8 protein-coding genes are annotated in these 11,714 nt (G+C 41.1%); 7 read left to right on the top strand and 1 reads right to left on the bottom strand.

What is annotated here, in order from left to right:
- Positions 1-10: 10 nt before the first annotated feature.
- Both M9H69_RS08400 and M9H69_RS08395 read left to right on the top strand, forming a co-directional pair.
- The gene (locus M9H69_RS08400; protein WP_250315379.1) at positions 11-709 is read left to right on the top strand and encodes a response regulator transcription factor; all 699 of its coding nucleotides are present in this window, start codon (positions 11-13) and stop codon (positions 707-709) included.
- Complete coding sequence (locus tag M9H69_RS08395) at positions 676-1,707, top strand: sensor histidine kinase (RefSeq protein ID WP_250315378.1); 1,032 nt, start codon at positions 676-678, stop codon at positions 1,705-1,707. The genes M9H69_RS08400 and M9H69_RS08395 overlap by 34 nt, the downstream gene beginning before the upstream one ends.
- A 134-nt stretch (positions 1,708-1,841) precedes the next feature.
- Here M9H69_RS08395 and M9H69_RS08390 read toward each other — a convergent pair whose 3' ends face one another.
- A complete protein-coding gene (locus tag M9H69_RS08390; RefSeq protein WP_250315377.1) occupies positions 1,842-3,326 on the bottom strand; it encodes a DUF1846 domain-containing protein in 1,485 nt (494 codons plus the stop codon).
- A gap of 152 nt (positions 3,327-3,478) precedes the next feature.
- On the opposite strand from M9H69_RS08390, the gene M9H69_RS08385 reads away from it, so the two are divergent.
- From M9H69_RS08385 to cps4B, 5 genes are all read left to right on the top strand, one after another.
- On the top strand, positions 3,479-5,089 hold the full coding sequence (locus M9H69_RS08385) for a glycoside hydrolase family 13 protein (protein WP_250315376.1): 1,611 nt from the start codon (positions 3,479-3,481) through the stop codon (positions 5,087-5,089).
- Between the two features lie 169 nt (positions 5,090-5,258).
- Positions 5,259-7,226, top strand: coding sequence for a peptide ABC transporter substrate-binding protein (locus tag M9H69_RS08380; protein WP_250315375.1), 1,968 nt, complete (start codon positions 5,259-5,261; stop codon positions 7,224-7,226).
- A gap of 149 nt (positions 7,227-7,375) precedes the next feature.
- On the top strand, positions 7,376-9,337 hold the full coding sequence (locus tag M9H69_RS08375) for a peptide ABC transporter substrate-binding protein (protein ID WP_250315374.1): 1,962 nt from the start codon (positions 7,376-7,378) through the stop codon (positions 9,335-9,337).
- 191 nt (positions 9,338-9,528) lie between these two features.
- On the top strand, positions 9,529-10,974 hold the full coding sequence (locus M9H69_RS08370; protein WP_250315373.1) for an LCP family protein: 1,446 nt from the start codon (positions 9,529-9,531) through the stop codon (positions 10,972-10,974).
- A gap of 1 nt (position 10,975) precedes the next feature.
- Positions 10,976-11,707, top strand: coding sequence for a capsular polysaccharide biosynthesis protein Cps4B (cps4B, locus tag M9H69_RS08365; protein WP_250315372.1), 732 nt, complete (start codon positions 10,976-10,978; stop codon positions 11,705-11,707).
- The last annotated feature ends 7 nt before the right edge of the window (positions 11,708-11,714 follow it).

The raw sequence follows: 11,714 nt of genomic DNA, 5'->3' as shown, positions 1-11,714 counted from the left end.
GTATGCTATAATGGAAATCATGAGACAGTATCGTATTTTGGTGGTTGATGACGACCAGAGCATTTTGAAGCTGGTGAAAAACGTCCTAGAGCTAGATGCTTATGATGTGACGACGCTTGATCGGATAGAAGACCTAGAGCTGACGTATTTTGTCGGATATGACTTGATTCTGCTGGATGTGATGATGGAGCCTGTTAATGGTTTTGAGCTGTGTTCCTACATTCGTCCTCATCTTTCGTGTCCAATCATCTTTCTGACGGCTAAGGAATTGGAGGCGGACAAAGTGGAAGGGCTCTTTCGCGGAGCAGATGACTATATTGTCAAGCCTTTTGGAACCAAAGAATTGCTGGCGCGCGTCAGAGCTCATCTTCGGCGGGAGGAAAGACGTGAGGAGCGATATTCTGAAATTGTTTCTTGCCAATTTTATCCAGAGCGCTACGAAGTTGCCTGTTTTAGTAAAGTCTTGAAATTTTCAGAGCGGGAGTTTAAGCTGCTACATTTACTAGCTAGCAATCCCAAGCAGACCTTTTCAGCTGAACGTCTTCATACCTTGCTTTATCCAGAAAGCTCAGAAACACAGCTTCGTTCCATCTCAGAATACGTATATCAGATTCGTCAAAAATGCAAACAAGAAGGGCTGCAAGCAATCGCAACTGTGAGAGGAGTAGGCTATAGATGGCAATTAGAACCCGTAATTTCAAAAGCCTAGTCTGGACAACCAGTTTAAAAATCGTCTTTTTCCATGTTTTGATTTTTGTGCTTATAGGTTATGAATTTACGCAAGGAAGTAATCACGTTCTTTTCACCTTGTTCTTTTGGGCAGGGAGCTTGCTGCTGATTACTTTTTATCATATTTTGAAATTGCTCCGAAAAATCGACAGGGAAATAAAAATGCTAACGAGCAAGAAGCTTTTAGAAGAAAATCAAAGCCAGCTTTTTAGGATCGAGGAAATGCTCGAAGTCTATAGCGATTTACGGAGCAGCCACCAAGAAAATGCTCGTCTTCTAGAAAAAGAGCAGCAGCATAATCAGGAGTTAATTTTACAGCTATCAGCGACATCGCACGATTTGAAGACGCCCCTAACTGTAATTAAGGGTAATGCTGAGCTCTTGGAAATGGCGCAGTTAGGCCAGCCACAGGCAGACTATGCTGCTGAGATTTTGCAGGCTAGTTACAAGATGGAAGAATATTGTGGCTCTCTTATTGATTACGCTAAGGCTTTTCAGATTGATTCTAATCAGTTCAGTCAGCTTTCCTTAGAGGACTTTTTGGCCTATCTCCAGGACGATTGGGCACTGTTCAGTAAACAGGAAAGCTATCGTTTTTATCTCCAAGAAGATTGTGATCTTAGTCTGATTTTGTCGATTCATTTGGACTATCTTAAACGGGCTTTGCTCAATATTTTACTGAATGCGCTTGAACATGCAGACCAGGATCAAAAGGAAGTCAAGCTAACGGTATCAGTGCAGCAGGACCAGTTGGTTTTTGCTATCTGGAACAACGGCCCTTCATTTTCAGAGGAGATGCTGCTGGGAGCGGAACGGCTCTTTTACCAGAGTGACCAAAGCCGCAATTCAGCTAATCCCCATCATGGTATCGGCTTAGCCTTTTCTAAGCAGGTCGCTCTCTTGCATGGTGGTTGTCTAACCCTGCTCAATCCAGAGCAAGGAGGAGCTTGTGTTGAGTTGACAATTTCATTGAAATAAATGAGAATGGAAAACCATAAAAACGCATAATACCAAATGTCCAAAAGACTTGATATTATGCGTTTGATTTTTTTATTATGTAAAGATTTACTGGATTTTTCTCTCAAATTGAGTTTTTGTCCAGCCTTGTTTATTTACTTCCGATACAAGCGGTCGTATTGGTAGTATGGGTCAAAGGTTACGTTGATGCCTAGTTTGCGAAGGACATTCTTGTCTTCATCGGTCAAGATGATGGTAGAGTGTGCTTCGCTACCTTTGAGGTTACCAAGTTCTTCCATGGCACGCGCAGCATCAGGATTTTCCATAGCTGTGATTGCAAGGGCAATCAGGATTTCATTTGAATGCAGGCGTGGATTGCGACTACCGAGATGGTTGATTTTAAGGCCTTGGATTGGTTTGACAACTTCAGGCTCGATTAGTTTTACTTCTTTAGCGATATCAGCTGATTTCTTAATCGCATTGATCAAGGCAGCGGCTGTAGGACCAAAGAGCTCTGAGTTTTTACCAGTGACAATGTCACCAGATGGCAATTCGAGAGCAAGGGCAGGCCCGCCGGTTTCTTCAGCTTTTTGACGTGCAGCGACAGCAACCTGACGGTCTGCAGGTGTGATACCGAGGTCGTTCATGAGCAACTCGATTTTCTTGACAGCAGATTCCCCGACTTTTTCAGCCTTGAAGTCAAGAACTGTTTGATAGTAACGGCGGATGATTTCTTGTTTAGAAGCTTCGACAGCAGCTTCATCATCTGTAATAGCGAAGCCAACCATGTTGACACCCATGTCTGTTGGTGAAGCGTATGGAGATTCACCGAGAATACGTTCCAACATACGTTTGAGTACTGGGAAGATTTCGATATCACGGTTGTAATTGACAGTGGTTTCTCCGTAGGTTTGGAGATGGAAGGGGTCAATCATGTTGACATCGTCAAGGTCTGCTGTGGCAGCCTCATAGGCCAAGTTGACCGGATGATGAAGGGGAAGGTTCCAAACTGGGAAGGTTTCAAATTTAGCGTAACCAGACTTGATGCCATTGAGTTGGTCATGGTACATGTTTGACATACAAGTTGCCAATTTTCCAGAACCAGGTCCAGGAGCGGTTACGACAATCAAGTTGCGACTGGTTTTGATGTAGTCGTTTTTCCCCATACCCTCTGGAGAAATGATGTGGTCCATATCAGTCGGGTATCCTTTGATCGGATAATGAAGATAGGAATCAATCCCGTTTTTATCTAACTGGTTGCGGAAGGCATCTGCAGCGGGTTGGCCAGCGTATTGTGTGATGACAACCGAACCAACAAAAATTCCCAGCTCATTGAATTTGTCAATCAAACGAAGAACTTCTTGGTCATAAGAAATGCCTAGGTCGCCACGTGCTTTGGAATGTTCGATGTTGCTAGCATTAATGGCAATAACAACCTCAACCTGCTCTTTCAATTCTTGCAAGAGCTTGATTTTATTGTCAGGCTCATAACCAGGAAGTACACGAGCAGCGTGGAAATCTTCTAACATTTTGCCACCAAACTCCAAATAGAGCTTGCCGTCAAATTGGTTAATGCGCTCCAAAATGTGGTCGCGCTGTAGATTCAGATATTGTTCAGAACTAAAAGCTTGTTTTTTCATTTTTTTACCTCTGACCTCTATTATAATAAAAAATTGGAAGTTAGGAAACTACGGAGCTAAAAAAGAAATTAAAAAGATTAAGCAAACGCTTGCACAAAATTTTAAAAAGCGCTATCATAGACTATAGATTATTAAAATAATGAGGTAAACAGATGCAAGAAAAATGGTGGCACAATGCCGTAGTCTATCAAGTCTATCCAAAGAGTTTCATGGACAGTAACGGAGATGGAATTGGCGATTTGCCAGGAATTACTAGTAAGTTAGACTACCTAGCTAAGTTAGGAATTACAGCGATTTGGCTTTCTCCCGTTTATGATAGTCCTATGGATGATAATGGCTATGATATTGCCGATTATCAAGCAATTGCAGCTATTTTCGGGACTATGGAGGACATGGACCAACTCATCGCAGAAGCTAAGAAGCGGGATATTCGAATTATCATGGACTTGGTGGTCAATCATACCTCGGATGAACACGCCTGGTTTGTTGAGGCCTGTGAAAATCCTGACAGCCCTGAGCGAGACTACTATATCTGGCGAGATGAGCCCAATGATTTGGAGTCTATCTTTAGTGGGTCTGCTTGGGAATACGATGAAAAATCAGATCAACACTATCTTCACTTTTTCAGCAAGAAACAGCCCGATCTCAACTGGGAGAATGAAAAACTGCGCCAGAAAATTTACGAGATGATGAACTTCTGGATTGATAAAGGTATTGGTGGTTTCCGTATGGATGTCATTGACATGATTGGGAAAATTCCTGACGAGAAAGTAGTCAATAATGGTCCTATGCTCCATCCCTATCTCAAGGAAATGAATCAGGCGACCTTTGGAGATAAGGATCTCTTGACAGTAGGGGAGACCTGGGGAGCAACGCCAGAGATTGCTAAGCTCCACTCGGATCCAAAGGGGCAAGAATTGTCTATGGTCTTCCAGTTTGAACACATCTGTCTTCAGTATCAGGAAGGGCAACCTAAGTGGCACTACCAAAAAGAGTTAAATGTAGGGAAGTTGAAAGAAATCTTCAACAAATGGCAGATAGAGTTAGGAGTTGAGGATGGCTGGAATTCCCTCTTCTGGAACAACCATGACCTCCCTCGTATTGTCTCAATCTGGGGAAATGACCAAGAATACCGCGAAAAATCTGCCAAAGCCTTTGCAATCCTACTTCATCTTATGAGAGGGACTCCTTATATCTACCAAGGTGAGGAGATTGGGATGACCAACTATCCATTCGAAACACTGGATCAAGTAGAAGATATTGAATCCCTCAACTATGCGCGTGAGGCTCTTGAAAAAGGTGTTTCGCTAGAGGAAATTATGGACAGCATCCGTGTCATTGGTCGTGATAATGCACGTACTCCGATGCAATGGGATGAAAGCAAAAATGCTGGCTTCTCAACAGGTCAACCTTGGTTGGCAGTTAATCCAAACTACGAAGAAATCAACGTTCAAGAAGCACTGGCAAATCCAGATTCTATTTTCTATACCTATCAGAAGTTGGTTCAAATCCGTAAGGAGAACAGCTGGCTGATTCGAGCTGACTTTGAATTGCTTGATACAGGTGACAAGATCTTTGCTTATATCCGTAAGGACGGTGAGCGCCGCTTCCTAGTTGTGGCTAACTTGTCCAATGAAAAACAAAACTTTTCAGTAGAAGGAAAAGTTAAATCTGTCTTGATTGAAAACACTGTGACTCAAGAAACAGTTGAAAAACAAACCTTGGCTCCATGGGATGCCTTCTGTGTGGAACTAACGGATTAAAATAAGTGAACCTCAAGCCTTTGATGCTTGAGGTTCTTTTACTAAAAAATATGTAGAAAAGTCTTTAAAAAATATTTGTTAGAATTTTCTAAAAAATCTGTCGAAAGCCCTTGCTTTTATGAAAAAATAGGGTATAATGGTGAAAATACTATCTTAAAGGAGATTACTTATGAGATCGAAAAAGTGGCTCTTAGGAGCAGGTGCCGTCCTGAGCACAGCCCTTCTGTTAACTGCTTGTGGGAAAAGTGAAAAGAAGGCTGATGCACCCAAGACATTCTCTTATGTCTATGCTATGGATCCATCGTCTTTGGACTACAGTGTGACGAGCAAGAGTTCAACTTCTGATGTTATAGCGAACGTTGTCGATGGCCTTTTGGAAAATGATAAGTATGGAAACTTAATTCCATCGCTTGCAGAAGACTGGTCCGTTTCTAAAGATGGCTTGACCTATACCTACAAACTTCGTAAGGGTGTAAAATGGTATACTTCTGAGGGAGAAGAGTACGCTGAAGTCAAGGCTCAGGATTTTGTTACTGGTCTAAAACACGCAGCTGATGGGAAATCAGATGGTCTTACTTTGATTCAAGATTCTATCAAAGGATTAGCTGCCTACATCAGTGGAGAAAGCAATGACTTTTCTACAGTAGGAGTCAAAGCTGTTGACGATTACACGGTAGAATATACGCTCAACAAGCCAGAAAGTTTCTGGAACTCTAAAGTCACAACTGCGACCATGCTTCCAGTAAATGAAGAGTTTTTGAATTCTAAAGGGGGCGACTACGGTGCGCCAACTCCATCAAGCATCCTTTATAACGGTCCTTATTTCTTGAAATCATTGACTTCAAAATCAGCCATTGAATATGAAAAGAATCCAAATTACTGGGATAAGGACAATGTTAAGATTGACAATGTCAAATTAACTTTCTACGATGGATCTGACCAAGAATCTTTGATTCGTAGCTTTACACAAGGTGCCTATACAACAGCTCGTCTCTTCCCAACAAGCTCAAACTTTGAGTCAACTAAAAAAGAGTATGGCGATAAGATTGTCTACAGTCCACAAGAAGCGACAAGCTACTATCTTACTGTTAACGTAAACCGTCAATCTTACAATAAAACAGCCAAAACAGACGAAGCTCAAAAAACTTCAACAAAAGAAGCTCTTCTCAACAAGAACTTCCGCCAGGCGCTGAACTTTGCTCTTGACCGTCATTCTTATACTGCTCAGTTGAATGGTGAAGAAGGTGCAGACAAGATTATCCGTAACAGCCTAGTGCCTCATGACTACGTTCAAGTGGGCGAAAAAACCTTTGGAGAGTTGGCGCAGGCAGAGCTCGTTTCATATGGAGACCAGTGGAAAGATGTAGCCCTTACAGATGGCAAGGATACGATTTACAGCCCTGAAAAAGCCAAGGCAGCCTTTGCTAAAGCCAAGGAAGAATTGCAGGGCAAGGGGGTTACTTTCCCAATCCATTTGGATATCCCAGTTGAACAAACAGATGTAATCGCGGTTCAGCAAACTAACTCACTCAAGCAGTCTATCGAATCATCACTTGGTACTGAAAATGTCATTGTCGATGTCCTTCAAATGACTGATAATGAAAAAATGAGCATTACGTCTCAAGCCAAGGTTCCATCCCAAAAAGACTATGACTTGAACGGAACTGGTTGGGGCCCTGATTATCAAGACCCAGCTACCTACCTCAACATTCTTGATGCCAAGAAGGGTTCTGCCCTTAAACACTTGGGTATCACTCGTGGAAAAGATCCAGAAGTGATGGCTCAAGTTGGACTGGACGAATACAAGAAACTCTTGGATGATGCTGCAGCTGAAACCAGCGACCTCAACAAACGCTATGAAAAATACGCTAAAGCTCAAGCTTGGGTGTCTGATAGCTCACTCTTAATCCCAGTTGCTTCTTCAGGTGGTTCTCCAACTGTTAGCCGAACTGTACCATTCACAAAAGCCTACTCTCAAGTCGGAATCAAGGGAGACCCATTTGTGTTCAAAGGATTGGAGTTGCAAAATGATGTTGTGACTGCAAAAGAATACGAAGAAGCCTTCAAGAAATGGCAACAAGAAAAAATCGAAACAAATGCCAAATACCAAAAAGAACTTGAAAAACATGTCAAGTAATCTATAAACAGAAAAGGGAAGTTGCAGGAAACTGTGCTTCCTTTTTTTGTTTTGAGACACCAGTTGTCATAAAAGCAGTAACTTTACATTTTTGAATAAATTTGATAAAATATGGTTATGTTATAAAAGGTGACACAAAGGAGTGAATGATGATCAAAATGAAAAAAAGACTAATCGAGACAGGTCTTGTCTTAGCGACAGGGATTTTGCTTTCGGCGTGTGGACAGTTCAACACAAATACTAGCACTTATTCATCAACATTTAGTGCGAATCCAACAACTTTTAACTATCTTCTAGATTATTATGCAGATAATACTGCCGTTATTACCAATCTCGTAGATGGTTTGCTGGAAAATGATAGCTATGGCAACCTAACGCCAGCTCTAGCTGAGGATTGGTCTGTTTCAGCAGATGGTTTGACCTATACCTACAAGCTTAGAAAAGATGCAAAGTGGTATACGGCTGATGGTGAGGAATATGCTTCAGTCAAGGCTCAGGATTTTGTCACTGGGATCAAATATGCCGCTGACAACAAGGGGCAAGCCATGGATCTGATCCAAAATTCAATCAAGGGATTGAATGACTATGTGACGGGTGTGACCAATGACTTTTCGACTGTTGGTGTCAAAGCCTTGGATGATTACACAGTCGAGTACACTTTGACTCGACCAGAACCGTATTGGAATTCAAAGACAACCAATAGTATCCTTTTTCCAGTCAACGAAGAGTTCTTGAAATCAAAGGATAAAGACTTTGGTACCTTGACACCAGACAGCATCCTTTATAACGGTCCATATCTGTTAAAAGATTTCACATCAAAATCTTCGATCGAATATGTGAAGAATCCACACTATTATGACCATGATAAAGTAACCATTGAAAAAGTTAAGTTAGCCTACTTTGATGGGTCAGATCAGGAGATGACCATTCGAAACTTTGAAAATGGCGCCTACTCGATTGCGGGAGTCTATCCAAATAGTTCGAACTATGCCAAGACAAAAGAAAAATACCAAGACAATATCGTTTATAGCTTGCAAGACAAGACATCTTGGTACTTTAACTTTAACGTCAACCGCAAAACCTATAATCATACCGCTAAAACAACGGACGAACAAAAGAAATCAGTTCAAACAGCTATCTTAAATAAAAATTTCCGTCAGGCTATCAACTTTGGTATTGATCGAACAGCCTACTCTGCTCAATCTAACGGTGAAGAGGCAGCGAGCAAAACCCTTCGTAATACTTTGGTTCCACCAACATTTGTTCAGGTGGGAGATAAGACCTTTGGAGAAGTGACAGCTTCTAAGCTTGTGAACTACGGAACTGAGTGGTCAGGTATCAATTTGGCAGACGCTCAAGATGCTTACTTTAACAAGGAAAAGGCCCAAGCAAAATTTGCGGAAGCTAAAAAGGAATTGGAAGCCCAAGGCGTGACTTTCCCAATCCATTTGGATGTCCCTGTTGATCAGACAAATAAAAATGCGGTTTCTGGTATGAACTCGGTTAAACAAACCCTTGAAACAGTACTAGGTTCTGACAATATCGTCATTGATGTTCAACAGCTTTCTACAGATGACTTTGGAAATGTTGCCTTCCTAGCGCCAAATCCAGCAGCTCGTGACTACGACTTAAACTTTGATGGTTGGGTTGGTGATTACCAGGATCCATCAACTTATCTAGATCCCTTCAATGCTGAAACCGGCTTCTATCTCAAGATTTTTGGCCTTGATGCCAAGGAAGACCAAGAGCTCATCAAGAGTCTGGGGCTCGATACCTATACACAACTCCTGAAAGAAGCAGATGCCGAGAATAAAGATGTCGCTAAGCGTTATGAAAAATACGCTGAAGCCCAAGCTTGGATGATTGACAATTCTCTAATCATGTCTGCTATGTCAAATGGTGGGACAGCCTCTGTAACTAAAGTAACTCCGTTTACACGTGCCTACTCCCTAGTGGGTATCAAGGGTGACGGAAATAATTATAAGTACATGAGATTGCAAAAGGACCCTGTTACCAAGAAACAATTCGACGAAGCCAAGGCTAAGTGGGAAGCAGAAAGTAAAAAGGCTATTGAAAAGAGCCAAAAAGAGTTTGAAAATCATATCAAATAAAAACAGAAATGGGGCCCCATAATAAGGGGTCTTGTTTTTGTTTTATCAAGGATTCTGTTAATGGAAGTCATAAATTCAAAATATATCTAAGAAAAAATGAATGAAAACGCTGATAATAGCAGGAATGGATGGAATTTCTTTCATGATTGTGATATAATAATTATAATTATTAACGTGTATAGGGGATTACCATGAGTAGACGTTCAAAGAGAAATCGTTCAGGAAATGTGAAACGAAATATTAATATAGTTTTATTAGCCATTTATTTATTATTGAGTGGCTCTTTGTTGTTCTTAATTTTTAGACATAACATCCTAGCCTTTAGACATCTCAATATCTTAGCTACAGTTCTAGTTTTACTATCTGCTGTCGCAGCTCTACTTTTAATAGTATATAAGAAAGCCGAAAAGTTCACGATCTTCTTTTTGGTACTTGCGGTGTTGACTAGTTCGGTTTCGCTATTTGCTTTGCACCAATTTGTGGGCTTGACTAATCACATCAATGCGACATCAAACTACTCAGAGTATTCGATGAGTGTTGTGGTTTTAAAAGATAGTGAAATCAACAACGTTACCCAGTTAGAGAGTGTAACAGGTCCGACTGAAACGGATAATGACAATATCCAAAAATTGATAGCGGATATTAAGACGACTCAGAGCAAAGACTTGGCGGTTGAACAAAGTGCATCTTACTTAGCAGCCTATAAGAGCTTGATTTCAGGTGATGCGAAAGCGATTGTCTTGAACAGTGTCTTTGAAAACATCATTGAAGCGGAGTATCCAGATTATGCTTCGAAGATTAAGAAAATCTATACGAAAAAACTAACCAAAGATGTTGCGGCACCAAAGGTATCTAAGAATCAATCCTTTAATATTTATATCAGTGGTATTGATACCTACGGACCTATCAGTTCAGTTTCGCGTTCAGACGTCAACATCTTGATGACTATAAATCGAGATACTAAGAAAATCCTTCTCACCACAACACCTCGAGATTCTTATGTTCCGATTGCGGACGGAGGAAATAATCAAAAGGATAAATTGACTCACGCGGGGATTTATGGAGTGGACTCATCAATTCATACCTTGGAAAACCTATATGGAGTTGATATTAACTACTATGTTCGTTTGAATTTCACCTCTTTCTTGAAATTGATTGACCTTCTAGGTGGTGTGGATGTTTATAATGACCAAGATTTCACTTCTTTGCATGGGCAGTACCATTTTCCTGTCGGGAATGTCCATCTAGACTCTGAAAAAGCCCTTGGTTTTGTCCGCGAACGCTACTCTCTAGCGGATGGAGACCGCGACCGCGGTCGGAACCAGCAAAAAGTCATTGTTGCCATCATTCAGAAGCTAACCTCGACAGAGGCTTTAAAGAATTATGACAACATTATTCAAGGATTGCAAGATTCTCTTCAAACCAATATGCCTTTGGAAACCATGATGGACTTGGTTAATACACAGTTGGATAGTGGTGGTCAGTATAAGGTCAATTCCCAAGACTTAAAAGGAACTGGTAGAATGGATCTTCCATCCTACGCTATGCCAGATAGCAGCCTCTATATGATGGAAATTGATGAAAGTAGCTTGGCTGCAGCCAAGGCAGCTATCAAAGATGTGATGGAGGGTAAGTAGCATGATAGACATCCATTCACACATCGTTTTTGATGTGGATGATGGTCCAAAGTCGATAGAGGAGAGTAAAAACCTTTTAAGAGAAGCCTATAGTCAAGGGGTCAGGACCATTGTTTCCACGTCTCATCGTCGGAAAGGGATGTTTGAGACGCCAGAAGAGAAAATAGCAACTAACTTTTTGAAAGTTCGCGAAATGGCCAAAGAGGTGGCAGATGATCTTGTCATCGCTTATGGTGCAGAAATATACTATACGCCAGATGTTGTCGAAAAATTGGAAAAGAAATTGATTCCAACCCTCAATGATAGTCACTATGCTTTGATTGAGTTTAGTATGAATACACCCTATCGAGATATACATAAAGGCCTGAGCGATATTCTCATGTTAGGGATCACACCAGTTATTGCCCATATTGAGCGTTATGATGCTCTAGAAAATAATGAAAAGCGAGTTCGGGAGCTGATTGATATGGGGTGCTATACCCAGGTCAATAGTTCTCATGTCTTGAAACCAAAACTCTTTGGAGAAACCTACAAATTCATGAAAAAGAGAGCTCAGTATTTCTTGGAACGTGATCTAGTTCATGTCATTGCTAGCGATATGCATAATTTGGATCGTAGACCACCTCATATGGAAGAAGCCTATGATATCATTGCTAAAAAGTATGGCGAAGATAAGGCGAAGGAACTTTTCAAAGATAACCCACGAAAAATAATAATGGATCAATTGATTTAGGAGAAAC

Source organism: Streptococcus oralis (genome assembly GCF_023611505.1).
Classification (GTDB): Bacteria; Bacillota; Bacilli; order Lactobacillales; family Streptococcaceae; genus Streptococcus; species Streptococcus oralis_CT.
The sequence above is the reverse complement of the archived record's forward strand: the minus strand, read 5'-3'. Positions and strand labels throughout refer to the sequence as shown.